The organism is Paraburkholderia sp., assembly GCF_049581445.1.
GTDB lineage: Bacteria > Pseudomonadota > Gammaproteobacteria > Burkholderiales > Burkholderiaceae > Paraburkholderia.
In genome coordinates this window covers 46,257-70,964 of record NZ_JBAURZ010000341.1, presented here as the reverse complement: position 1 = coordinate 70,964, position 24,708 = coordinate 46,257, and the positions used below count along the sequence as shown (strand labels likewise).

Sequence of the window (24,708 nt, the reverse complement as noted above, 5' to 3'; positions counted from 1 at the left end):
GCCCGCTGTTGCTTGCTGCCGGCAAGCGGCGGGTATCGTTCCTTTCCCGTTGGAGTACTCAATGTCCCTACCCGCCATGCTCGAAGGCCGCCTTGCGCTGCCGATGATCTGCTCGCCGCTGTTCATCATTTCCAACCCCGATCTCGTGATTGCGCAATGCAAGGCCGGCGTTGTTGGTTCGTTCCCGGCTCTTAACGCCCGGACCGAAGCACTGCTGGAGCAATGGCTGGATCGCATCACGACCGAACTCGCCGAGCACAACGCCCGCCATCCGGGGCAACCGGCCGCTCCGTTTGCGGTCAATCAGATCGTGCACAAGTCGAACGACAGGCTGGAGCATGACCTTGAACTGTGCGCGCGGTACGAGGTGCCCATTACCATCACCTCGCTCGGCGCGCGCGAGGACGTGAACCGCTCGGTGCATGCGTACGGCGGGATTGTCTTGCACGATGTGATCGACAACGCGTTCGCAAAGAAAGCCATCGACAAGGGGGCAGACGGCCTGATTGCGGTCGCCGCGGGTGCTGGAGGGCATGCCGGCCGGCTGTCGCCATTCGCGCTGCTTCACGAGATCCGCGAATGGTTCGACGGCCCGTTGGCGCTGTCCGGCGCTATCGCCAGCGGCAATGCCATCCTGGCGGCGCAGGCGGCCGGCGCCGACCTCGCGTACATCGGCTCGGCCTTCATCGCCACCGCCGAAGCGAACGCCGACGAGCGCTACAAGCAGATGATCGTCGACAGCACAGCCTCGGACATCGTGTATTCCAACCTGTTTACCGGCGTACATGGCAACTATCTGCGCCAGAGTATCGCCAACGCCGGATTGGACCCGGATGCGCTGCCGCAGTCCGATCCGTCGAAGATGAACTTCGGCTCCGGCGGTAACAGCAAGGCCAAGGCATGGCGCGATGTCTGGGGTGCTGGCCAAGGGGTGGGCGCGGTCAAGCGGATCGTTCCCGCCGCCGAACTGGTCGCCCACTTTGCCGATGAATACCAGGCCGCGCGCCACAGACTGGATCTGACGTCCGGGGGAAGACACCGGCAAAATATTCAAGCGCAAAATGCATGATCCGTACTGGAAGGATCAGGCGCGCGTACATCCGCTACGCATTCCTTATTGATAAAAATGCTCTGACGGCCGTGTGCCGAAGCCTGTTCAGCTGCCGGGTGATTGCGCGTCAGATGACGCATGCAGTCGCCCGCAGTCCCGGGCGTATTTCTCATTCAGGCGTTGTCGCAGCAGGGGAATGCCAGGCGAATAGTTCCCGGTGCTGGGCCAATACCCCACGGACTCGAGTTCGGCCAGTTCACGCTTCAGATCGGCCTTGGTAACTTGACCATGCGCGGGCGTGAACGGGTAGCTGTTGCACTGTTCAGGTGTAAGTCGGTCGGCTGCAATAGCCCATACGCTAACGGTCATTAGCGCAACCGGAAATATGAATCTGAAAGGATGCGTCATGATGAAACGTCTCTACTGTTAGTTATCCTGATATATGCAGAATGGTGCGCGTCTGGATGCTTTGTAAGGTTTCCATTTCGATTGCGCAATTAGTAAATCGAAGTTGCAATACGGGCACCAGACACCGCGATAGAACGTAATGACCACCGGCCCGTTCTTCAGCAATTCGATCGATGAAACCGGTCGCCCTTGCGCATCCGGCAACGTAAATTCCCGATGGCCGACTCCCCGGCGCTCCCCGCTCCGCGATGCTTGACGCGAACCTTCCCCTTGCATTTTATTTCGATCGATATAGAATGGCGAAATACTGTATCGATAGATACATAACTAAATGCGTAGAGCAGCAGAACGTATGAACTGCTCGACGGCGGCTGGCAGTGCAGCACGCCGCTCGCGCTGACAGTGGACTGCGCCAGCTGGCATTGTGGGCCATCGGTCGTAATCGACGCGATCACCCGAGGCGTGCCTCTCTGGTGCGGCATGTCACCGGCGTACGCTACGGAAGGCCTCAGCTTCACCAGACAATTAACAGGAGTGGTTCCTATGACAACACGTTTTCCCCTCAAGGTAGCCGTGCTCGACGACTACCAGGACGTCAGTCGAAGCATGGCCGATTGGTCGCCGCTTGACGGACGCGCTGACATCACGGTGTTCAACGATCATGTTGCGGAGGGCGATGCCATCATCGCCCGCCTGCGGCCGTTCGACGTCGTCTGCGTGATGCGTGAACGCACACCCCTCCCGCGAGAAATCCTCGCTGGTCTGCCTAACCTGAAGCTGGTTGTCTCGACCGGCTCGGGAAACGCGTCGATAGACGAAGACGCGGCTGCCGAGCTCGGGATTCAGGTACGTCACACGCGGTATTGGTCAACGCCGACAATCGAATTCACCTGGGCACTCATTCTCTCGATGGCTCGCAATGTTCCGCGAGAACATCAATCACTGCGTAACGGTGGTTGGCAAGTAACGGTCGGCGACGAGCTGGCAGCTAAAACGCTTGGGCTGCTCGGCCTTGGGCGCGTCGGATCAGCGGTGGGAAAAATCGGGCAAGCGTTCGGCATGAAAGTCGTCGCGTGGAGCCAGAACCTCACGCCGGAAGCAGCCGCAGAGCAGGGCGTGGCGTACGTGACGAAGGACGAACTGTTCGAGCAGTCGGACTATGTTTCGGTCCATGTACGCTTGAGTGACCGCACGCACCATCTCGTGGGCGCGACTGAGTTGGCCAGGATGAAGCCGACCGGCCGCCTCGTCAATACGTCCCGAGGTCCTATCGTCGATACCGAGGCGCTCGTCAAAGCACTCGAATCAGGTGTCATCGCGGGCGCCGCCGTGGATGTCTATGACGATGAACCGTTGGCCAATTCGCATCCCTTGCGCCAACTGCCCAATGTGCTCGCCACGCCGCATATCGGCTATGTGTCGAAGGAACTTTATCGGACGTTCTACGGCGACACCGTACGAAATATCGTTAGCTGGCTTGATGAAACCCACGGCGACGCCGCCGTTGAACAGAACACGCCCAAGGTCTGACGCCGGGCTACAAACGGGCTAATGCGTCGGCTACCAGAGGGTATGTTTGGGCGGCGCGACCGCCAAATGTTGACGAGGAAGGAATCATGAGTGAAGTGAACACAAGAAAGCCGGACGAATTGGCGATCCCCTATCAGTACCCGCAGCCGGCAGATATGTCGGTAGATATCGTACATCCCGGTGTGCTCGACACCTGGCTCGAGGACGACAACCTGTGGGTGCCCACCACGCAGACGGTCTCGTTCAAGCCGCTGCTGCTAAGTGCGAGTCAAGGTTATTACGTCAACCTTCTGCGCGTGCGGCAGTCTGGCGTGCTGTCGCGCCACCGGCACACGGGGCCCGTGCACGCCATGGTCTTGCGAGGACGCTGGTATTACCTTGAGCACGACTGGATCGCGGAACAAGGCTCGTACGCCCATGAGCCTGCTGGTGAAACGCACACGCTCTACGTCCCCGAAGAAGTCGAAGAGATGATCACGTGGTTCCACGTGACGGGCGGCTACACCTATGTCGATCCGCAGGGTGTCGCAGTGGGCTACGAGGACGTGTTTACCAAAATCGATGCGGCCCGTAAACACTACGAGGCAATTGGCCTTGGCGCGGATTATGTGAAGCGGTTCATCCGCTAAACAATGTCGGCGCCGGCAAGGCGCCTATACGAGAGTGCGAATATGCAAAGAAAGACTGTAGAGGTAGACGGCATCGCCGCCAGCTACCTGAGTGCGGGCGACGAAGGCCCGGTCGTACTGATGCTCCACGGCACGTATTGGAGCCGTGTGTGGCAACCCGTCATTGATGATCTGGCCGCCGCAGGCCTGCGGCCGATCGCGGTGGACCTGCCCGGGTTCGGACGCTCGGCTGGTGAACTGACCGTAACCGAGGCATCGATTCCTGCCCTCGCCGACTGGGTCGTGCGTTTCGTCCATGCGCTTGAGATAACCGGAAAGATTGGCGTCGCCGGCCACGACATTGGTGGCGGAATCGCCCAGCACCTCCTTGTCGACGGAAAGCTTGAGGTGAGCCGTCTCGCGCTCATGAACGCAGTGATGTTCGACTCGTGGCCAGTGCCTGGGGTCGCGCGCTTCCGGGATCCGGATGTAGCTGCTGCGACGACGCCGGAAGAGGTGCTTGCCGCGCGACGCAGATCGGTCATCACGGCATTGGCGCGTCCGGCATCCGAAGCGGAGATCGCCGAATACCTGGACCCGTGGACGGAGCCGCGTGTCGCGCGTTCCTGGCTGGCTTTGGCCGGCGCCGCGTACAGCCACTTCACAATGGACCTTGTGCCGGATCTGCGAGCGTCTGAAGTGCCGAAACTGCTCGTTTGGGGAGAAGACGACAGTTTCCAACTGGTCGAGCACGCAGAACGGTTCGTGCAAGAGATTCCATACGCTTCGCTCGTTCGGGTCCCCGCGGCCGGTCACATCCCGACCGAGAATGATCCGAAAGCGGTTGCACGTGCTTTAATCGACTTCTTTGCGTGATCACTAAGGGGCGCCCCCCGGGTCACGCGGGGCGCGCTCGGACCAGGTAAGGATCGCGGGATATCGTTCGATATAAAATTCAGATTTCAACTTGCCACGGAGCCATGAATGGGCCGCCCCCGCGAATTCGACGAAACCAAGGTGCTGGACGCGGCACGCGACGCTTTCTGGGCGTATGGGTACGAAGCAACATCGACGCGCGATCTGGTTAAGGCGACGGGCCTCACGCAGCCAAGCCTTTACAACGCCTTCGGTGATAAACGTGGGCTGTTTCTGCGTGCTCTGGACTACTACCTGAAAAACACGCTGCGCGAGCGCATGCTACGACTCGAATCCACGGCGACGCCCGGCACGGCCATTACTGGATTCTTCGCCGAAGTAGTGCAGCGATCGCTCGATGATCGCGAGCAGCGTGGCTGTCTGATGGTGAACTCGGCGCTGGGAGCAGCGCCAGAAGATACTGAGTTGCGAGCGGCCATCACCGACGAAGTCACACAGATACGCGACTTTTTCCTGCGCTGTCTCGAAGCCGGTCAACGCAGCGGCGAGATCAAGAAAGCGATTCCTGCAGCCGAATCAGCACAACACCTGCTGGCTGTCTTGCTCGGTTTGCGGGTGCTGGCTCGCATCAATCCCAACCGGGACTGGCTGGTGAGCGGGGTCTCGCCGGCGCTCATTCAACTTGGCCTGCTTCCACCCGCCAATGCGTGACCCGCGCTGGCGGGTGCAGAATGTGACAAAACACTGAGCCATGAAGCCCGTCAAATCCGAACTGCTGGCCGGTATAGACCGAACGCTGCAACTGCCTGTCTATCTGCAGATCTGCGAACGGTTCAAGGCTGCGATTACGAATGGACACCTTCAGCCTGGCGCGCGAGTGCCGGCCGTTCGCGGACTCGCGATGGAGCTGAGCGTGGCCAGAGGGACGGTCGAGATGGCGTACCGCATCCTCGTCGACGAAGGTTATCTGCAGGTCCGGGGCGCGGCGGGCACGGTGGTTTCGCCGGCATTGCCTGAACTGGTTCTACGGCAGCCGCAAACAGCACAAAGAAGAGCGACAAAACACGCAAGGCCGGTCCCGAGCAAACCGCAGGAGTTTGCTATCCACGATGGGGGCGACCCGAGGCCGCTGCAACCCGGTCTGCCCGCGATCGACGCCTTTCCTCGGAAGGTTTGGGCCAGACTCGTCGCACATCGGTTGCGCAGTGCCGATCGTGCCGGCTTCGTTTATCCCGATCCATCCGGATACCGCCCGCTACGCGAACGCATCGCTACCTATCTCGGCATTTCGCGCGGCGTGCCTTGCCTGCCGGAGCAAGTGTTCGTCACGACCGGATACCGCGCGACGCTGGAACTGATACTGCGCTGTATTGCCAGCCCCGGCGACCGCTTCTGGTTCGAGGACCCTGGGTATCTGCTGGCGCGGCGCTTTTTGACCGAGGCAGGGGCTTCGCTCGTGCCTGTAACGGTGGACGACCTCGGGCTGGATGTTGCGAAGGGAGTGAAAGTCGCGCCAGACGCACGCTTTGCACTCGTCACGCCATCGAATCAGAGCCCGCGTGGCGTGACGCTTTCGCTGGAACGCCGCATCGCACTGCTCGATTGGGCAGGTGATGCTGGCAGCTGGATCGTCGAGGATGATTACGACAGCGAATTCCGATACTCCGGCCGCCCGCTACCGGCATTGAAGAGCCTCGACCGGCACGACCGGGTGATCTACAGCGGCACGTTCAGCAAGGTTATGTTTCCGGGACTCCGGCTCGCCTATGTGGTCGCGCCCGCGAACCTGAGCGCTCGCTTCAGACAAGTCTGCGAAAGTATGAACGCCGGGGCGCCGTATCTGTTTCAGGCCGGTGTGACCGACTTCATCTCCGAAGGGCATTTTTCACGTCATTTGAAGCGTATGCGTTTGCTACATGCAGAGCGGCGCGCGTGGATCGCTTACGCATTGGAACGTGAGTTCGGCGATCGGCTGAGGATCGATTTGCAGCCGGGCGGCCTGCAGATGATCGCAAACTTCACTGACATGACGGACGATGTAGTCGCCGTCGATCGCGCTCAAGCCGCCGGGTTGGGCGTTTATGCGCTATCCGCGTGGTACGCCAGAAAATCGCCGCATGCCAGGCGTGGTCTGTTGCTCGGTTTTGCAAACGTCACCAGTCCGGACGACGCTACCCGGATCGCACGGATGCTCAGGCGAGCGATCGACGTCTAGGCCTCGACGCATTCAGAAGCGGCCTGAGAGCCGCGCCTGAGCGGGCGCTCAAAGTGGAGTGTTGACCGTAACAACGATCTCTTTTGCAAGCCGGTAACCGTGGCTCGTCTCGCCATGCGGGCTTGCGTTCAGCAGCAGGACGTTCATCAAGCCTCCTTAGGAATATTGAGGGGCTCGACGAGATGCATGCCGCGCGCGAGCAGGTCGTTGCGAAAGTAAATCAGCGCGTTGCGACGGGCCATGTTATTCATGGCGTCACCGTCGGATGGGTATTGGGAACAATCTCCGGTTCCTGATTCGTCTGAGCGTCGACCCGGAAGGCCTCATCGTTGATGCCGAGTTTCTCGCCCAACCACAGTGAGTCGGAAAGGTGATCGCGCCGGGAACGCCCGGTATTGGGGTGGATCAACACCGCGAGGCCGCGTTGATTGATCATCAACCACGGCACGAACCGGGCGAATTCGGACGTCGAAAACGCCACCTGGTACATCGGTCTCGTATGTGGCCCGATCGGGTGATCGTGCCAGCGCCCGATGAGGACAGAGAAGCGCTGCGCGATCTCTTCTCGCAAGATTTCGGCGATGCCACGCTGCTCCTGACCATCGAAATAGATATGAGCGTGATAGCTCCGAATTGCGTCTAGCTGTTGAACTGTCATGGCGGGACAAAACTCCTGATAGGTCGATGTCCGGTTATTTCCAGACATCGCGATTTGCTCCTGTCTTTTGAACGGGCCGTCTCGATGGGCTGGTTAGCCGGGAGGGCTGTATGCCGAAGCTGTCGAACAGATGAACGAGCGTACGCACACTGAGATACCCAATGAACAGGTTGGCTGCGACAAATACCGGAATCGCCAGCATTTGTGCGGGTGCCAGACCCGCCTGCGCAAGCTTCATGCATGACAGGGTCGCCGACGCGATGCCAAAGGTGTAGGCCCACCATGAAGGTGCAAACGGATTTTTCGTGAGCCACACGCCGAGTCGCAAGCCGATCATGATCTGGAAAAGCCCATATCCAAGCAGCATCACTATCCAGTGATCGGTCGAACCAGGCAGCAGGACCAGCGCCGCGGCTGCGCACACAACGGGTGGGGCAAACTGAATGCCAAGTAACGGCCGCAGCGACGGCGCGACAGGCTGGCCGTGCCACAGGCGATTAATGATCAGTGGCTCGATAGCGAGCCAGGAGAAGACGCCCGCGCCGAGCAATAGCCAGCCCCATTCGGGTCGACCCAAGGTCGCGAGTGCGGCAGCGCCGGTGAAGTTGCCAGCCACTGAAGGGAGATAAAGTGTCGGCGCATTATCGAGCATATTGCGCTCGCCCTGCCACAACATGCCCGTATGCCACAGGGCGAAGGCCAGATGCCACACCAGTCCCACGACAGCGAGCGCGGTGCCGAGCGTGTGCGAATACGGGAACACTGCCTGCACAACCAGAAACGTCGACACGCCAAGCAAAGCAGGGGTGCCGCCGGCGACGGGATGCCTGAATTCGTCGACGACTCTCGCGGGCTGAAGCAACGCGTGCAGTGCGTAAGCGATCAGTAACCCGAACCAAACCAGTGTCGCGACGAACAATATTGCCTCGCCCATCACGGCCGGCGCGTGCCACATGCGCGCTGCGACGCGCCACGACTGACCAAGACCCGACAAGCCGAGAACGATACTGAAGAGCGACGCAGGAATGGAGGTGCTTTGCACAGAAAGGTCTCGTTCTTCCCAGGCTATTCCGGCAGCTTGCGAAACGCAATCGCGAACCGGTTCCAGCTGTTGATTGCCGTGACGAGCAGGGTCAAGTCGACGATTTCTTCGTCGTTAAACAGTGGGCGGAGCGTTTCCCACACGCTATCTGGAACTCGAGTCTGTGCGACCAGGGTGACCGCTTCGGTCCATTCGAGGGCAGCGCGTTCGCGCTCGGTGAAGAAGGGCGCTTCACGCCATGCAGCTACAGTTGCGAGTCGACGAGCGGTTTCCCCGCCCTTGACTGCATCCGCCGTGTGCATGTCAAGACAAAACGCGCATCCGTTGATCTGCGAAGCGCGAATTTTGACTAACTCCTTCAGTGCCGGCTCCAACGGGCTTTTTGCAATGACTTTCTCGACACCCATCAGCGACTGGATGGCTGCAGGGTGTGCTTTCAGAAAATCTAGACGGGTTTTCATGGTAGATCCTTGGTTTGGCCTCCAAAGAGGCCGTCAATCGACGCGGGGACGGTAGCGGTTCGTTGAGGCAACCACTCGCTTGACCTTCATTGTGAAGAAACCTTGGCCCGGTACACAGAGCCAAGAATGTGAAACACGACCAGGCCATGAAAGCCATCAAATCAACTGACGGAAGGGGACGGCGATCGCGTCCCGGGCGCTCAGCGAGTTTCGAGCCGCTCCTGCAACGAATAGCGCTGCATCATCCGCTCCATCGTGTCGAGAAAGGCGCTTTCTGCGGCGTTCATTTTGCGGCCGCGATGCCACAGCAAATGAATTTCGACATCGGCAATCCCTTCCTTGGGCGGCAACGGCCACAAGCGTTGCTGCGCGATGTCGTCGCGCACGATGTGCTCGGGCAGGCAACCAATGCCATAGCCCGCAAAGATCAGCCGACGCACTTCGTCGAGGCTCGCCGAAGCTGCCACGATACGGCCCGTGAAGCCGCGCTGGTCGCGGAAAACCGTCAGCGGCGACAAGCTGTCGCCGATCTGGTCGCTCGTAAACGAGACGAAATTTTCGTTTAGCAGATCGTCCATGGTCAGTGCCTGGCGCCCAAACAGCCGGTGATGCCGGCCGCAATACATCGCATACCGCTGGCGCAGGAAGCAGCGTTGTTCGAGCTTTTCAATGGGTGTGCGGCACAGGCCGAGCCCCGCCGTCGCAGTTTTTTGCAGCAGCGAAGAGATGAGGTCGGACGAGCGCATGACCTCGATCTGCAAATCGACTCGCGGGTAGCTTCGATGAAACTCCGCCAGAAACGCGTCATACAACGCTGAATCGATCCGGCTCACGCTAAGTAGACGGACCGAGCCAGTAATGTCGTCGGTTCGGTCGTCGAGTTCGGTTTCCAGCCGCGACATGTGACCGTAGATGTCATTTGCAATCCGGTATACCTCTTCCCCGGCACGCGTAGGCTCGAAGTGCGGTCCACGCCGCTGGATCAGCGTGCGGCCGAGCGTGTCTTCGAGCCGCTTCAGCGCCTGACTGATGGCCGGCTGCGTCAGATGCATGCGGGCCGCGGCGCGGCTCAAACTGCGTTCCTGCATGATGACGAGGAACGTGCGCAGCAGGTTCCAGTCGAGCCTGTCGTTCAGGAAACGGGCCACTTCCGCACGTAGCTGGGTCATTGGATCTTCCGATGGACTGGCTTGAGGTATTAGCCAGACTTATACGGAGAATAATAAACCGAAATTTGACTAATGTTTTATGGATGCTGATAAAGGCAGGGTCCCGTCGCGCAGCGTGATCTGCGCGGTCCCAATAACGACGCGTCCGGCCGTGCCGGCGTGAAAGGAGACCCCCCCTTGAGTTCAGCCCCCCAGCCCGTTCGGCAGCCGGCTCGCGCCGCTGCGGCCGCGTTCATCGGCACGATGATCGAGTGGTACGACTTCTACATCTATGCAACTGCCGCTGCACTTGTGTTTGGTGAGCTGTATTTCCCGTCGCACGACCCGTTCATCAGCACGATGGCGTCGTTCGCCACGTTCGCGGTGGGCTTTTTCGCCCGACCGCTAGGAGGGGTGATATTCGGTCACCTTGGCGACCGGATTGGCCGCAAGAAGGCGCTCATGACCACGCTGATGATGATGGGGATCGCCACCGTCGGCGTCGGCCTGCTGCCGCCCTATACGCGGGTGGGGCTGCTCGCGCCGGTGTTGCTGGTGTTGCTGCGCGTCGTGCAGGGGGTAGCCGTGGGCGGAGAATGGGGCGGCGCGGTGCTGATGGCGGGCGAGCATGCGCCGGAGGGACGCCGGACTTTCTTCGCGTCGTTTGCACAGCTCGGCAGTCCGGCCGGCTTGATTCTGTCGCTGATTGCGTTTCGCGCAGTGACCTCGATGGAGCACGCGGACTTTATCGCCTGGGGCTGGCGCCTGCCGTTCCTTGCGAGCGCGCTGCTGTTGATCGTAGGGATTGTCATCCGGCTTGGCGTGAATGAATCGCCTGAATTCGAGCAGGAAAAGCGCCTGAAGCGTACGGTTGAGCTTCCCATTGCCGAAGTGTTCCGGTCGTCGGGTGCGCTCGTCGCGCTGTGCATCGGCGCCAACACGATCGGTATTGCTGGTGTGTACTTCACCAACACCTTCATGATTTCGTACACGACACAGTATGTCGGCGTGACGAAGTCGTTGATTCTCGACTGCCTGTTCGTGGTGGCGATCATCCAGCTCGTGTCGCAGCCGCTGGCTGCGTGGTTCGCGGAAAAACTCGGGGGCGCGCGCTTCCTTAAGTTCGCTGCGCTGTGCGCGATGGTGTCGCCGTATCCGATGTTCATCCTCGTGCAGAGCGGCACCCCAGCGTCGATGATCGTGGGCATCGCGCTCGCGGTGGTCTGCATGGCGAGCTTCTATTCGGTGATCGCCGGGTTTGTCTCCGGGATATTCCCGACGCACATCCGCTATTCGGCGATCTCGCTGTCGTATCAAGTTTGCGGCGCGATTGCAGGTGGCCTGACGCCGCTTGTCGGGACCTACCTCGCGCACCGGTTTACCGGGCAATGGTGGCCGCTTGCGGTGTTCTATACGTGTCTCGCGGGCTTGTCGCTGGTGTGCATTGTGGCGCTTGACGCATTGAAGCATCGCCGTGCCGACGCACCCGATGCACTGCTCACACGTTGAATCGCATTGAAGGAGTCCGAAACGATGTTGCAGGTGAACGGCCCGCGTCTATGGGCAAGTCTGATGGAAATGGCGAAGATCGGCGCCACTGGGCGGGGCGGCGTGCGCCGGCTCGCGCTGACCGACGAAGACCGCCGCGGTCGCGATCTGTTCGCGACGTGGTGCCGTGAAGCGGGTATGAGCGTGAGCGTCGATGCCATCGGCAATCTGTTCGCGCGTCGCGAAGGCACCGATCCTGCGCAAAAGCCCGTCCTGATCGGCAGCCACCTGGATACCCAGCCTGAGGGTGGCCGCTTCGATGGCGTCTATGGTGTGCTCGCGGCGCTCGAACTCGTGCGCACCCTTAACGATCACGGTATCAGCACGGAAAAGCCTATCGAGATCGTCTCGTGGACCAACGAAGAAGGTGCGCGCTTCACGCCGGCCATGCTCGGCTCGGCGGTGTTCGTCGCCGCTACGCCATTGCAGGCTGCGCTTGAAACCCAGGATGTGGATGGCGTGACGCTCGCTCAGGCATTGAGGCAATGCGGCTACCAGGGCGAGCGTCCGGCGACGGGGCAAGCGGTCGATTCGTATTTCGAGGCCCACATCGAACAGGGCCCGGTGCTCGAGAACCACGGCAATTCGATCGGCGTGGTGACGGGCGGACAGGCAATTCGCTGGCTCGATGTGGCCGTGACGGGGGTTGCCGCGCATGCGGGTACGACGCCCATGCCTTATCGCAAGGACGCGTTCTTCGCGAGCGCGGAAATGGCGCTGGCGCTTGAGGCCATTGCACAACGCTTCGCGCCGCAAGGGCTTGTTACGATCGGTCAAGCTGGCATTGCCGCTTCGTCGCGCAATACGATCGCGGCGCGCGTGGCTTTCACAGTCGATCTGCGTCACCCTGACGACGCGCAGATCGCTGCGATGGAGCGTGAGCTTCGCGACGCATTTGCGCAGATCGCAAAGCGCCGTGGGCTGAATGTGGCGATCGATTCGAACTGGACCAGCCCCGCGACGCCCTTTGACGAAAGCTGCGTCAGATTCGTGGAAGACGCGTCGCAAGCTCTCGGTTACCGCTATGAACGCATAGTCAGTGGGGCAGGGCACGATGCGATTCTGCTTGCGCGCCACGTGCCGACGGCAATGGTGTTCATTCCTTGCGTCGATGGACTGTCGCACAACGAAGCAGAGGATGCGCTGCCGGAAGATGTCACGTGCGGTGCGAACGTATTGATCAATGCAGTGCTGGCGCGTGCGGTTGCGCTTGCTTGCACACCCGCATGACGCTTTAAAGGGATTCGCTGGATATGCTGACTTTTTTTCACCCCGAGCAACTGAAACATCACCCACGCAGCTATCTGTCGCGTGGGAAGTTACGCACGCCGCAGGAAGTGCCTGAGCGCGCAGTGCGACTTGTCGAGGCTGCGAAGTCGTTGGGTTTCGACGTCCGCGAACCGGCTGACTTTGGCATGGCGCCACTGGCCGCTGTACACGGCATGAACTATCTGCGCTTTCTCGAAGAGGCACACGCCGAGTGGAAGAAAATGCCGGAAGATTGGGGCGACGAGGTGATGTCAAACATCTACGTGCGCGAGGGCAATCCGCTGCGCGGCGTACTCGGCAAGGCGGCGCGCTATCTCGCGGACGGCAGTTGCCCCATCGGTCCGGATACCTGGCGTTCGGCGTACTGGTCGGCGCAGAGCGCGGTCGCTTCTGCGCTTGCGATCAACGAGGGCGAGCGCGAAGCGTATGCGCTATGCCGTCCGCCGGGCCACCATGCACGAGCGGAAGGTGCGGGCGGCTTCTGCTATCTGAACAACGCAGCAGTCGCGGCGCAGGTGTTACGGGAACGATTTGGACGTGTCGCGATTCTCGATACGGACATGCATCATGGCCAAGGTGTGCAGGAAATCTTTTACGGCCGCGATGACGTACTGTATGTATCGATACACGGCGACCCCACCAACTTCTATCCGGTCGTGGCGGGTTACGAAGACGAGCATGGTGCGGGAGCAGGCGATGGCTACAACGTCAACCTGCCAATGCCGCACGGCTCCGGCGAAGAGGTGTTTTTCGAGAATCTGAATTCGGCATTGCGCAGTGTCCAGCGTTTTAAGCCGGATGCGCTGGTGCTGGCGCTTGGTTTCGATATTTACAAGGAGGATCCGCAAGCGATGGTTGCCGTGACGACCGAAGGCTTCGGACGGCTTGGCGGAGCCATTGGTGCGCTCAAACTGCCAACCGTGATCGTTCAGGAAGGGGGTTATCACATCGACAGCCTCGAGGCGAATGCGCAATCGTTTTTTACTGGCTTCGATTCACCAGCGGCCGATTTCTAAAAGAAGGTGGCCAGGTCGATATGAATCAAACGTAGCATGCAGCACTCGGGCGATAGCGGTCTTTCGTCACGGTCTGCGTGCCCGAGCAACTCCTGAACCGTGCGAGTGTCATCCCCTGACTTCCACCGGTGGCTACTTGTGGCTACGTGTGGCAACATCGCTGTGATCTCTAAGTCACGTTAGACCTCGCACAGGCCCACACACTTCAGGAGAGCTCATGTTCGACCACGTCAAATTCGGAGTCAGCGACTATGCAGCGAGCAAAGCGTTCTTCCTCAAGGCACTCGAACCGCTCGGCGTAGCTGTTGTCTCGGAGGGGCAGCCGACGTACGGTGTCGAGCTAAGCCCACCGGGGGGCAAAGCTTCATTGTGCCTGTACCAGACTGAGGAGAAGCCGGCGCATCTTCACCTGGCGTTCATGGCTGAGAATCGCCAGCAAGTCGACGCTTTCTATCGGGCGGCTCTTGAGGCGGGTGGCAAGGACAATGGTGCGCCTGGTCCGCGCCCGCGCTACCATGCGAACTACTATGCAGCTTTCGTCATTGATCCGGACGGGCACAACATCGAAGTGGTTTGCCACCAACCCGAGGCCTAGTCCTTCCATCGAGCGGACTCGCGAGGCGAGGCCGCCTCTCCAGAGCCAGGATCACTGCGTAACAAAGATTTCACCGAGCGTGACAATCTACCGCTAGCCGGTCATTTATTCCCTTTCTCCCACCTTTCTCCTTGCCATGAATTCAGATTATTCAGCCTCCTCGCCGGCAGCAGAATCCCCCAGTTGTGCTCCTTTTGGCAGCTGGAAGTCGCCCGTTACCGCCCAACTGGTCGTTGGTGAATCGATCCGGCTCGGGCAGCCCCGCATCGGCAGCGACGGCGTTTACTGGACCGAGGGGCGTCCGCAGGAAAAGGGCAGGAATGCAGTAGTGCGGCTTCGTCCCGATGGCGAGCTGGAAGAACTGACGCCGGCACCCTTCGATGCAGCAACGCGTGCCCACGAATACGGCGGCGGGGCACTTGCGGTGACTGCGGCTGGCGTTTTCTTCAGCAACTTCAAGGATCAGCACGTCTATACGGTCGATACCTCCGGCCAGCCGAAAGTGGTGACGAAGACCGATGGCCTTCGCTACGCGGACCTGATCGCCGATCAGGCTCGCGGACGTTTGATTGGCGTATGTGAAGACCACCGTCAAGCTGGCCACGAACCCGTCAATACATTGGCCAGCATCGATCTTGCGACGGGCGCGACCGAAGTCATGGCAGACGGTCACGATTTCTTTTCGTCGCCTTGCATGAGCCCCGACGGAACGCAGCTTGCATGGTTGACCTGGGATCACCCCAACATGCCGTGGGACGGCACGGAACTGTGGGTCGCGGCGATTGCGGCCGATGGCACACTCGGCAAGCCGCGTAGGGTTGCGGGTGGCAAGGCCGTGTCGCTGTTTCAGCCCGCATGGTCACCGGCTGGCGATCTGTATGTCGTATCGGACCGCAGCGGTTGGTGGAATCTGTATCGGGTACGAGGCGGCTCGTTCGACGCCGGACTCGCGGATGACGCGCTTGAGACCCTTCATCCGTTGGATGCCGAATTCGGCAAGCCGCAATGGATCTTCGGGATGACTACCTACGGCTTTACGCCAGACGGCCGCATCGTGTGTCTTTACCAGCAGGACGGCGTCACGCATCTGGCCGTTTGTGATCCGTCGACCGGCGCGTTCGAGGAGATTCCGACGCCGTACAGCACGATGCGCGACCTGCAGGTCAACGGGGAAAAGGTGATCTTCGTCGGCAGCTCACCGACCACCGGGGAAGCGATTGTCGGTCTCGATCTAGGCACTCAGACGTATCAGGTGCTGCGCAACTCGGACCGTGCCGAGGTTGACGCCCGCTACGTGTCAGTGGCCGAGCCGATCCGCTTTCCGACCGAAGGGGGGCTGCACGCACATGCGTTCTTCTATCCGCCTGCGAACCCCGACTTCAAAGGTCCGGAGCGCACCTTGCCGCCGCTCCTCGTGATCGCCCACGGGGGTCCGACCTCGGCCACCCATTCGGGGCTCAGGTGGCCGGTCCAGTACTGGACCAGTCGTGGCTTTGCCGTTGTCGATGTCGACTATGGCGGCAGCAGCGGACACGGCCGCGCTTATCGGCAACGCCTCGACGGGCAATGGGGCATTACGGACGTCAACGACGCGATCAATGCCGCGCGTTACCTGATCGAGCAGGGCCGTGTGAATCCGGACGCGCTTGCAGTTAGGGGCGGCAGCGCAGGGGGTTATCTGGTGCTGTGCGCGTTAGCCTTCCACGATTTTTTCAAGGCGGGCGCCAGCTACTACGGGGTGGGCGACCTCGAAGCCTTGGCACGAGACACCCACAAATTCGAATCGCGCTATCTGGATCGGCTGGTTGGCCCATACCCCGAAGCGCAAACCCTTTATCAGGCGCGTTCGCCGATCCATTTCGTCGAGCAGATGTCGAGCGCGATCATCCTGTTCCAGGGCGGAGACGACAAGGTAGTGCCGCCCAATCAGGCCGAATCGATCTATCAGGCGGTGCGCGCGAAGGGGCTGCCGGTCGCCCATGTGCTGTATGAGGCGGAAGGCCACGGCTTCAAGCGTGCCGAGAACATCAAGCATTCGCTGGAAGCTGAATTGTTTTTTTACGGAAAGATCTTTGGATTCGAGCCCGCTGACAAGATTGAACCGTTGGCGATCGAGAACATCTGAGGTAGCGGTCAGACCGTCGCGCTGCGTGTGCCGAATACGCGTATCGTGCTGAGTGAATGGTGCCCCGCAACTGGCGATATCATATCCACCGTGGATGCGATAGCTCTACGACGAGGCACGCGTATTGACTCGATGGAATCCGCCATGACCAAAGACTCTTCAGGTAAGCCCCACGAGCTGTCGTCAGGCGGCAGCCGCCACCATCAGATCTATCCCACGCTGGACGAAAAGCAGCTGGCGATACTGGAACGGTACGGCGAGCGACGCAAGCTTAAAGCCAACGACATCCTCTATTCCGAAGGCGACCGTCATACCGGGATGTTCGCCATTCTTTCCGGAACGATCGAGTCGACCAGAGGGTCCGTTCACGGCTCCCAATCGCTTGGCATCCATGGCCCCGGCAGTTTCACCGGCGAGGTTGGCACGCTCGCCGGGCGGGCTGCGGTGGCAACGACACGCGCTACCTCCGATTGCGAGGTCATCGACATCGATGAGGACTCCCTCCACGCGCTCGTGATCGCAGAGGCGGAGCTGAGCGAAACCATCATGCGCGCCTATATCCTGCGCCGGGTCGCTTTCATTCAAGGGCCACAAGTCGGCTTGATGGTGATTGGCAGTACGTCCTCGGCGCCGACACTACGCCTGCGCCACTTCCTGAGCCGCAACGCTCAGCCTTCGGCCTACTTCGATATCGTTGCGCACACCGAAGCCAAAGAACTCCTGACGCGCTATGGCGCAACGGAAGCCGACATTCCGGTGGTGATCACCTTGCAAGGCGTCGTGCTGACGCAACCCAGTCATAGAGCCGTCGCGGATGCAATCGGCTTGAGTCCGGACCGGCTCAATGGCGAGCACTTCGACCTCATTGTGGTGGGGGCGGGGCCAGCAGGGCTCGCTGCCGCGGTTTATGCCGCATCTGAGGGGCTAAAGGTGGCGGTTCTGGACGCCAAGGCGCCGGGAGGACAGGCAGGCACGAGTTCGAAGATCGAGAATTACTTTGGCTTTCCGACCGGTATATCGGGGCAGGCGCTAGCCGGCCGCGGCCTGTCTCAATGTCGCAAGTTCGGTGCCGAGGTCGGCGTGCCGATCGAAGCACTGACGATAGACTGTACGGACACCGAATCGTTTCACATTGGCCTGAGCGAGAGTGAGTCCGTCTACGCTCGCGCTGTAGTCATTGCCACGGGCGCGCGTTACCGGAAGCCAGACCTTCCTCGTCTTGAGCATTTTGAGGGCCGTGGCATCTACTACAGTGCGACCTTCATGGAGGGTGGGTTTTGCAACAACGAAGAGTTGATCGTGGTGGGCGGCGGCAATTCAGCCGGACAGGCCGCGGTATTCCTCGCGAGGTTCGCGCGTCATGTCCACGTCGTTGTCCGTGGCGACGGACTCAGTGCAAGCATGTCGGCGTATTTGATCAGGCGGATTAACGCGGCGGCCAATATCACGCTTCACACGCGCACGCAGATCGTCGAGTTATGCGGCGAGTCGAGACTTGAAGCGATACGGTGGGACCGGCAGGGGCAGAACGAATACAAACCCATTCGGCACGTTTTTCTGTTTCTCGGCGCCGAGCCCAATACGCGGTGGCTCGGCGATTGTGTCACCCTGGACAAGGATGGGTTTGTGCTGACAGGTGGCGACACCGGAAAGAACTGGACAGCAGAGCGGCCGCCGCATGATCTCGAGACCAGCCGGCCCGGCGTCTTTTCAGCGGGTGACGTGCGCAGTGGCTCCGTCAAGCGCGTGGCGGCTGCCGTCGGGGAGGGCGCGGCCGCCATTCAGGCTGTGCACCAATATCTTGCACGGGACCGGTGAGTGTCCGGACGCGTGGAAGCCTTGTCGCCCGTTCAATTGCTGGCCGTTTCCTTGGCGAGATTCGCCGCTAGTCAGTCGCTTTCCAGGGTTTACCCAAATACAGGAACAATCCCTTCCAGCCGCCCCCATTAATCTTAAACGCTCGCTTACCTACACTGTCGTTACTGATTTACGAACAGGGCTGTTCGTAGCAGGACAAAACATCTGGAGGTAAGAAATCATGAAGTCGCTCATTCAAGCTGTTGTGGTAGCCGCTGCCCTCGTCGCTCCGGCTATCTCGTTCGCGCAGACAAACGGCCCGCTCACCCGCGCGCAAGTGCGCGCTGAACTGGTTCAACTCGAACAAACCGGATGGCGTCCCGCCTCCGGCGCAGATCCGCGCTACCCGGATGACATCGAGGCCGCAGAAGCCAAGGTGGCTGCGCAGAACAATGCGACCGGCGTCGGTGGCGTGGTGAGCGGTTCGTCGGAAGCAGGGCGCCCGGCAGTGTCGAAGGCCGACTGGAACGCAATGTACAGCCACCCGTAACGGGTTGATCCGACGTACGGGCAAGCATCAAAGGTGACGAAGCTCTCGCCGCAAGATCTTGCCCACCACCGATTTGGGCAGGGCATCCACAAAGCGGACGATTTTCGGCACCTTGTAGCCAGCCATGCCGGCGCGACAGTGCGCAATGAGCGCTTCCGCTGTTACGTCGGCCCCTGGTGCTTTAGTGACGAAGAGCGTCAGCGCCTCACCCGTCTTGTCGTCCGGCACGCCGACGCAGGCGCATTCGGCCACGCCGGGGAACGCTGTCGCAACCGCTTCCACTTCGTTCGGGTAGACGTTAAAGCCTGAAACGATGACCATGTCCTTCTTGCGGTCGACGATCCTCAGGAAACCCTGTGCGTCGAAGACGCCGATGTCTCCGGTGCGGAAATAGCCATCCTCGGTAAATGCCGTCGCATTAGCCTCGGGGTTTTGCCAGTAGCCAGGCATGACCTGTGGCCCCTTCGCGCAGATCTCGCCAGGCTCGCCAATGCCGACCTCACGGTCCTCATCGTCCAGTAACTTCACATCGGTAGAGGGCACGGGAAGCCCGACCGTCCCGGTGAATCCGGAGACGAACTGCGGGTTGAACGTGAGAATGGGCGAAGTCTCGGACATGCCATAGCCCTCGCGGATAAAGTTGCCCGTTGCGCACTTCCACCGCGCCGAGACCACTTCGATGATGGCAGAGCCGCCGCCTGCGCATAGCTTCAGACGCGACCAGTCGACCTCCGCGAGACGCGGGTTGGCGACGAGACCGGCGTAAAGCGTGTTCACGCCGGTGAAGATCGTCGGCCGCGCGGCCTTCAGTGTTTCGATGAATGCGTCGCCATCTCGCGGATTGGCCACGAGCCAGTTCTCTGCACCGACCGAGAAGAAGGCGAGGAAATTCACCATCAGCGCGAAGATGTGATATAGCGGGATCGCGGTGACGATGACCTCTTCGCCGGGTCGCTGCGCATCGGGCATGAAAGCCTTGAATTGCTCGATGTTAGCGATGAGATTGCGGTGCGACAACGCGGCGCCCTTTGAGGCGCCGGTCGTGCCGCCGGTGTATTGCAGGAACAGCAGGTCATCGCCGTTGACGTCTACCGGATCCAGCTGAAGCGTCTCGCCCTGAGCGATTGCAACTGGGAATGCGATCGCATCGCGCAACGATGCATCGACCAGGGGCCCCGGGATCGCGGGGCCACCGCTCTTGCCACTGTCACCAAGGCCGACGGTGATGACCGTCCTGACACCCGTCTTACCGATTACTTGCGCCAGCGTGGGCGTGGAGCCGTTGTAAGCCACGACGACTTCTGCACCCGCATCGTTGAGTTGATGTTCGAGTTCGCGCGCCGTATAGAGCGGATTGACGTTCACCTGTACGCCGCCGATCCTGGCGATGGCTATGAACGCGATCGGAAACGCCAGCAGGTTGGGCAGCATCACGGCCACGCGGTCGCCTTTTTTGACGCCGACTACTTTCTGAAGATAAGTGGCGAACGCTAACGATGCGTGGGCGACATCCGCAAAGCTCAGTGTCTGGCCAAACGCGCGGAAGGCTGGCTTGGCGGCGAACTGGCGCATCGCCTCGTCCAGCAGCGCATTCACGGATGGATAACGGTCGGCGTCGATATCGGCGGGGACCGAGCCATAGGACTGGCTCCAGTGTCTCTTGATCATATTGGTTTCTCGCGCTAAGGCAGAGCATCTCATGGGGTACAACTATGGAGTGATAGTCGCACCTTGGAAATGCTCTACGCGGCCAAAACCATGATTGAAATGGACAAGCAGCGTCGTCGCGCGCAACGGCCAAGGTTCTGGACGGGCACTGCAAGCGAACGCCCGCGCTGTCTGTCAGGGTGAACCCTATGGCAGACACGGGTGATCGAGCGCAAAATCTCATACCCAGATTGGGTATCGTTTCGGACACAGGGCTCCCCATGCAGCGCAGCGCGGTTGGTCAAGCGCCGGCAATACGACATCACAGCAATCGATGGACGCAGGCGTCGTTCGCCATCGTCTTGCGCGAAAAACGTTTCTCTCCGGCCAAGCTCGCCGCGCTGATCGAGGTCGCCTCGCAAGCCGGCCTGGAAGCCAGCGTGGTGCTTGCCGGCACCGATCTGGACATCAACTCAATCGCCGACCCGTTCACGCTGACTTCGCCGCTGCAGTTTCTGAGCGCCGCGCGCAACGCGCTTCGCGAGTACAAGAAGTCGGACCTGGGCGTCCAGGTCGGCCGCCAGATGCATGCATCCAGCTACGGGATGTACGGTTATGCACTGCTATGCGCCGACACGATGGCCTCTGTGTTCGATACGGCAGTCAAATACTTCGAGCTTGCCAATGGAATGCTTGACCTTTGCTGGGAGACCCGCGAAGGCGTGGCGTCGTGGCTCTTTCCTCAGCAGGGAGAACTCCTGTTACCCGAGGTGGACGAACAGCTTTATCACTTCCTGGTCGACCTGCAATTTGCGGTGCATGTGACAGTAACCAAGGATGTGATGGGAACATGGTGCGTACCGGCTCACGCGGCCTTCACGCAGGCAGAGCCTCCACACGCCGCTGTGTTGGCCGAGGTGCTGGAATGTCCGCTTGCCTTCGGCCAGTCGCGCAACACGCTCAGCTACCCGGCGGCGTGGTTATCGCGCGCTCCTCAACTTGCCAACCCCATCACAGCGGCGCAGGTATCCACGGAGTGTGCCCGTCTGCTTGAAACATTGCGCTGGCAAGCAGGGGTGAGCCGGCGTGTCTATCAGGAGCTGATTAGAACGCCGGGTCAGTTCCCCGCAATCGAACAGATCGCAGAGAGCCTTTGTATGACTTCACGCACGCTTCGTCGCAAGCTGGAGGCTGAGGGAATGTCTTATAGTGAACTGCTGACGAGCGTGCGAAAAGCGCTCGCCATCGACTATCTGACCACCACCACGCTTAGCACCGAGGACATCGCCTTGACGTTGGACTTTAGCGATGCTGTGAGCTTTCGGCATGCCTTCAAACGGTGGACAGGAAAAACGCCAACTGAAGTCCGGCAAAATCGGCTGACTTTAGTTGGCGGACGGGAGGACGATCGGTGACTAAAGGTGATTACCGAAAACGCTCGAGCGTCTGCCCGAGCAGTTCCAGTCCCAGGTCAATCTCGTCCTCGTCATTGAGCAAGGCGCGTAAGGCCTCACACTGCGTCGGTCATTGCAGACCCGCGAGCTTCCCCGCGCACGAGTAGCAGCAGCGCGATCAGCACAAGCAGGATCGTCAGACCGGCGAAGAGGAGGGTAGCGCGCTGGATACCGGCGAACTGGACGGCTATGCCCAGTCCGATCACCGGAAGCGAGATTGCGACATAGAGTACGACGAAAAAGCTCGATGTCACTTCGGCTCGCCGGTCCGGTGGGCTCTTTGTCGTGAGTTCGCCCAGCCCCGCGCGCAGGCTGATTCCCTGTCCGATTCCAGCTAACGCGGTACCTATCAGCAGGGCGGCCAGCGAGCGTTCCGGGACACACAGTGCCACGCCCATCAAACCGGTAAGCAGACCGAAGCACCCGAAGGCTTGCCGCCAGTGCGGCGCAATGTACGCCTGTACGATTTGCCCAAGCGCCGAACATGCAAACAGCAAAAATACAATCGCGCCGACTACTACGCCACTGTGGTAGCCGAGCACGACCCGGATCAATTGTGGCGCAACGGCTGCAAAGAAGCCCACCACGACGAAGCCTGCGAATCCGGCTAACGCGGCAGGCATGAACACGCCACGTACCTCGGCGGGTAACGAGATTCTTTGAACGCCGAGTTTCACCCGCTGCGGAAGCTTCGCCGTTTCAGGCGCACTCCATACGCCAAATATGGCAAGTGCCACGAGCAGCAAATGCACGACATAAGGGGTCTGCGTTGGATGTGGCAGAAGTTCGACGAGTATGCCGCTCAACAATGGACCGCAGCCCAAACCCAACATGTTGGAAGCGGTCGCCGCGAGGGTGGCGTGCTTGCGCCACGCTGGAGGCGCCAGTTCAATCACCGCGACGGTTGCGGTTCCGGTAAAAATCCCAGCCGAGACACCCGATAGCAATCGGCCCAGCATGAGGCCGGATTGCCCGTGGCTCAGGAGAAACGTGACCGCCGACGCCGCTGACGCACACAAGCCGGCCAGCAGCATGCGCCGGCGCCCCAGTTGATCCGACCAGTTGCCGACAATTAGAAGCGCACCCAGGACACCAATTGCATAGCAGGCGTAAATCACCGTGATGACGGTTGCTGTGAAGCCATACTGCAGTTGATAGTATCGATAGACCGCCGTCGGCAGGGTGGTGCCCATCATGTTGATCAAAAACGCCATGACGACCGCCAGAAAGGCGGTGACCGATTGCTGCCCGGGATTGCTGGTATTCATCAAACTGTCCATTCATGCCTTGCTGGGATCCGGCTCACTTTCAAATACGCGAGTCGTAGCACCTAGCAGGCGTGGAGGACGTTGATGGCTCGCTTCGCGAGCAGTGGGGCGGTCTTGCGGGCGTATTCGGCCATATGCGAAGAGGCTGCATGCGCTTTCAACGCTTCAGCGTTTTCCCAGCGCTCGACTACGGCAAACGTATCGTTGCCGAGCGGCGTCTGAAAACCACCAAAATCGGGCACATCGACGACCGCTTCGTAACTGATGCAACCAGTCTCCGCCAGCACCGCAGGAAGGTTCTGGGCAAATAGCGCGAGCACAGCCTCCCGTTGACCGGGTTGAGCAGTGATGGTGGCAAAGACATGGATCATTTGGGCGTTCTCCGGTTATGGTTCGGCGGCATATCGCCGGCTGCCATGATAGCCGGGTTCGCTCGTGCATGCTGCGGAGCGGACTCGCGAGGATTCGTGGGCGCCGAACGAATTCATACCAAACGAAAATCCACACGCGGTCGCGCAATGCGCCCTTAGTTCCCTCGTCAGTGTTGCGTTCTCGTTAATAGTCTTTTTGAGAAATTTGCGTCCCTTTGCCGCTGCATTGCCGCTAGTATTCCTCGGCGCGGTATGCGCTCGCTAGTCAATAGGGATTTTCATGAACCTTGCTTCGATCCGCAAAGACGCCTTTGCGATGCCCGTTCACAATCCGGCTTATCCTCGGCCACCTTATCGCTTTTTGAATCGGGAATATTTCATCATTTCGTATGAGACCGATTTCGATGCCTTGCGTGCAATCGTGCCGGAACCACTCTATCCGGAGAATGATCTGGTGCATTACGAATTCATTCGCATGCCCGACTCTTCCGGTTTCGGTGACTACACCGAGAGCGGTCAAGTCATTTCCGTGCGCGACCAGCAAGGGCGCCTCGGCAACTACACCCATTCGATGTACCTCGACGACGAAGGCCCGATTGCTGGCGGTCGCGAGATCTGGGGATTCCCGAAGAAGCTCGCGCGGCCGACGCTAAGCGTCGACGGCAACGACACCCTGCTTGGCACGCTCGACTACGGCACGCAGCGCATTGCGACCGGCACAATGGGCTTTAAACATGTACCGCTCGATATCGAAACCGAGCGCAAGAAGCTTGCGGACACACCTAACTATCTGTTGAAGGTGATCCCGCACGTCGACGGTTCGGCGCGTATCTGCGAACTGGTGCGCTTCTATCTGCGTGATGTCTCTGTGCTCGGTGCCTGGACTGGCCCGGCCGCACTCGAACTCCATCCACACGCATTGGCGCCGATCGCTGATTTGCCGGTCAAGCGTGTGGTGTCCGCGCGCCATGTGATCGCCAATCTGACGCTGGATATCGGCGAAGTCGCGTTTGATTATCTAGCCACGACCGAGAGCATGAAGCTCGCGGCCAATCTATAAGTCTGCTGAAG

General features: G+C 60.2%; 23 protein-coding genes. 15 read left to right on the top strand and 8 right to left on the bottom strand.

The features are described 5' to 3' along the window. Positions 1 to 61: 61 nt before the first annotated feature. The gene (locus tag WCA85_RS28585) at positions 62 to 1,069 is read left to right on the top strand and encodes an NAD(P)H-dependent flavin oxidoreductase (protein WP_424068229.1); all 1,008 of its coding nucleotides are present in this window, start codon (positions 62 to 64) and stop codon (positions 1,067 to 1,069) included. 408 nt (positions 1,070 to 1,477) lie between these two features. Here the strand turns inward: WCA85_RS28585 and WCA85_RS28580 are convergent, their stop codons facing one another. Beyond that, a complete protein-coding gene (locus WCA85_RS28580; RefSeq protein WP_424068228.1) occupies positions 1,478 to 1,735 on the bottom strand; it encodes a redoxin domain-containing protein in 258 nt (85 codons plus the stop codon). A 267-nt stretch (positions 1,736 to 2,002) separates the two neighbouring features. Here WCA85_RS28580 and WCA85_RS28575 point away from each other — a divergent pair, with 267 nt between their 5' ends. The 5 genes from WCA85_RS28575 (at position 2,003) to WCA85_RS28555 (ending at position 6,688) form a co-directional block, all read left to right on the top strand. Beyond that, the gene (locus WCA85_RS28575; protein ID WP_424068227.1) at positions 2,003 to 2,989 is read left to right on the top strand and encodes a D-2-hydroxyacid dehydrogenase family protein; all 987 of its coding nucleotides are present in this window, start codon (positions 2,003 to 2,005) and stop codon (positions 2,987 to 2,989) included. Positions 2,990 to 3,075: 86 nt separating this feature from the next. Next, positions 3,076 to 3,618: a 2,4'-dihydroxyacetophenone dioxygenase family protein gene (locus tag WCA85_RS28570; protein WP_424068226.1), complete on the top strand. Its 543-nt coding sequence runs from the start codon at positions 3,076 to 3,078 to the stop codon at positions 3,616 to 3,618. 42 nt (positions 3,619 to 3,660) lie between these two features. Further along, on the top strand, positions 3,661 to 4,473 hold the full coding sequence (locus WCA85_RS28565) for an alpha/beta fold hydrolase (protein WP_424068225.1): 813 nt from the start codon (positions 3,661 to 3,663) through the stop codon (positions 4,471 to 4,473). A 108-nt stretch (positions 4,474 to 4,581) separates the two neighbouring features. Beyond that, a complete protein-coding gene (locus WCA85_RS28560; RefSeq protein ID WP_424068224.1) occupies positions 4,582 to 5,184 on the top strand; it encodes a TetR/AcrR family transcriptional regulator in 603 nt (200 codons plus the stop codon). 40 nt (positions 5,185 to 5,224) lie between these two features. Then, positions 5,225 to 6,688 (top strand): PLP-dependent aminotransferase family protein, encoded by a 1,464-nt coding sequence (locus WCA85_RS28555; protein ID WP_424068223.1) that lies wholly within the window; start codon positions 5,225 to 5,227, stop codon positions 6,686 to 6,688. Between the two features lie 247 nt (positions 6,689 to 6,935). Here the strand turns inward: WCA85_RS28555 and WCA85_RS28550 are convergent, their stop codons facing one another. The 4 genes from WCA85_RS28550 to WCA85_RS28535 form a co-directional block, all read right to left on the bottom strand. Further along, a complete protein-coding gene (locus tag WCA85_RS28550) occupies positions 6,936 to 7,346 on the bottom strand; it encodes a DOPA 4,5-dioxygenase family protein (protein ID WP_424068222.1) in 411 nt (136 codons plus the stop codon). Between the two features lie 34 nt (positions 7,347 to 7,380). After that, the gene (gene tehA / locus WCA85_RS28545; RefSeq protein WP_424068221.1) at positions 7,381 to 8,388 is read right to left on the bottom strand and encodes a dicarboxylate transporter/tellurite-resistance protein TehA; all 1,008 of its coding nucleotides are present in this window, start codon (positions 8,386 to 8,388) and stop codon (positions 7,381 to 7,383) included. A 23-nt stretch (positions 8,389 to 8,411) separates the two neighbouring features. Beyond that, positions 8,412 to 8,849, bottom strand: a complete 438-nt coding sequence (locus WCA85_RS28540) for a carboxymuconolactone decarboxylase family protein (protein WP_424068220.1) — start codon at positions 8,847 to 8,849, stop codon at positions 8,412 to 8,414. A 200-nt stretch (positions 8,850 to 9,049) separates the two neighbouring features. Beyond that, positions 9,050 to 10,018: a LysR family transcriptional regulator gene (locus WCA85_RS28535; RefSeq protein ID WP_424068219.1), complete on the bottom strand. Its 969-nt coding sequence runs from the start codon at positions 10,016 to 10,018 to the stop codon at positions 9,050 to 9,052. 177 nt (positions 10,019 to 10,195) lie between these two features. Between WCA85_RS28535 and WCA85_RS28530 the strand changes: the two genes are divergently transcribed. The 7 genes from WCA85_RS28530 to WCA85_RS28500 all read left to right on the top strand — a co-directional run bounded on the left by WCA85_RS28530 (position 10,196) and on the right by WCA85_RS28500 (position 18,897). Continuing rightward, entirely contained in the window at positions 10,196 to 11,506 is a 1,311-nt protein-coding gene (locus WCA85_RS28530; RefSeq protein ID WP_424068218.1) for an MFS transporter, read from the top strand. Positions 11,507 to 11,530: 24 nt separating this feature from the next. Continuing rightward, positions 11,531 to 12,775, top strand: coding sequence for a Zn-dependent hydrolase (locus tag WCA85_RS28525; RefSeq protein WP_424068217.1), 1,245 nt, complete (start codon positions 11,531 to 11,533; stop codon positions 12,773 to 12,775). Between the two features lie 23 nt (positions 12,776 to 12,798). Next, positions 12,799 to 13,830 (top strand): histone deacetylase family protein, encoded by a 1,032-nt coding sequence (locus WCA85_RS28520; RefSeq protein WP_424068216.1) that lies wholly within the window; start codon positions 12,799 to 12,801, stop codon positions 13,828 to 13,830. A gap of 217 nt (positions 13,831 to 14,047) precedes the next feature. Then, complete coding sequence (locus WCA85_RS28515; RefSeq protein WP_424068215.1) at positions 14,048 to 14,425, top strand: VOC family protein; 378 nt, start codon at positions 14,048 to 14,050, stop codon at positions 14,423 to 14,425. Positions 14,426 to 14,753: 328 nt separating this feature from the next. Continuing rightward, the gene (locus WCA85_RS28510) at positions 14,754 to 16,550 is read left to right on the top strand and encodes a S9 family peptidase (RefSeq protein ID WP_424068214.1); all 1,797 of its coding nucleotides are present in this window, start codon (positions 14,754 to 14,756) and stop codon (positions 16,548 to 16,550) included. 144 nt (positions 16,551 to 16,694) lie between these two features. After that, entirely contained in the window at positions 16,695 to 18,368 is a 1,674-nt protein-coding gene (locus WCA85_RS28505) for an FAD-dependent oxidoreductase (protein WP_424068213.1), read from the top strand. A 220-nt stretch (positions 18,369 to 18,588) separates the two neighbouring features. Then, positions 18,589 to 18,897 carry a DUF4148 domain-containing protein gene (locus WCA85_RS28500; protein ID WP_424068212.1) on the top strand — a complete coding sequence of 103 codons (309 nt, stop codon included), beginning with the start codon at positions 18,589 to 18,591 and terminating at the stop codon, positions 18,895 to 18,897. A gap of 27 nt (positions 18,898 to 18,924) precedes the next feature. Here WCA85_RS28500 and WCA85_RS28495 read toward each other — a convergent pair whose 3' ends face one another. Further along, on the bottom strand, positions 18,925 to 20,565 hold the full coding sequence (locus WCA85_RS28495) for an AMP-binding protein (RefSeq protein WP_424068211.1): 1,641 nt from the start codon (positions 20,563 to 20,565) through the stop codon (positions 18,925 to 18,927). Positions 20,566 to 20,825: 260 nt separating this feature from the next. Here WCA85_RS28495 and WCA85_RS28490 point away from each other — a divergent pair, with 260 nt between their 5' ends. Next, positions 20,826 to 21,959 carry an AraC family transcriptional regulator gene (locus tag WCA85_RS28490; RefSeq protein ID WP_424068210.1) on the top strand — a complete coding sequence of 378 codons (1,134 nt, stop codon included), beginning with the start codon at positions 20,826 to 20,828 and terminating at the stop codon, positions 21,957 to 21,959. Positions 21,960 to 22,054: 95 nt separating this feature from the next. Here WCA85_RS28490 and WCA85_RS28485 read toward each other — a convergent pair whose 3' ends face one another. Together WCA85_RS28485 and WCA85_RS28480 are read right to left on the bottom strand one after the other, a co-directional pair. Then, positions 22,055 to 23,266, bottom strand: a complete 1,212-nt coding sequence (locus tag WCA85_RS28485) for an MFS transporter (RefSeq protein WP_424068209.1) — start codon at positions 23,264 to 23,266, stop codon at positions 22,055 to 22,057. Positions 23,267 to 23,328: 62 nt separating this feature from the next. Further along, a complete protein-coding gene (locus WCA85_RS28480; RefSeq protein WP_424068208.1) occupies positions 23,329 to 23,637 on the bottom strand; it encodes a putative quinol monooxygenase in 309 nt (102 codons plus the stop codon). Between the two features lie 280 nt (positions 23,638 to 23,917). On the opposite strand from WCA85_RS28480, the gene WCA85_RS28475 reads away from it, so the two are divergent. Next, positions 23,918 to 24,697: an acetoacetate decarboxylase gene (locus WCA85_RS28475; RefSeq protein WP_424068207.1), complete on the top strand. Its 780-nt coding sequence runs from the start codon at positions 23,918 to 23,920 to the stop codon at positions 24,695 to 24,697. The last annotated feature ends 11 nt before the right edge of the window (positions 24,698 to 24,708 follow it).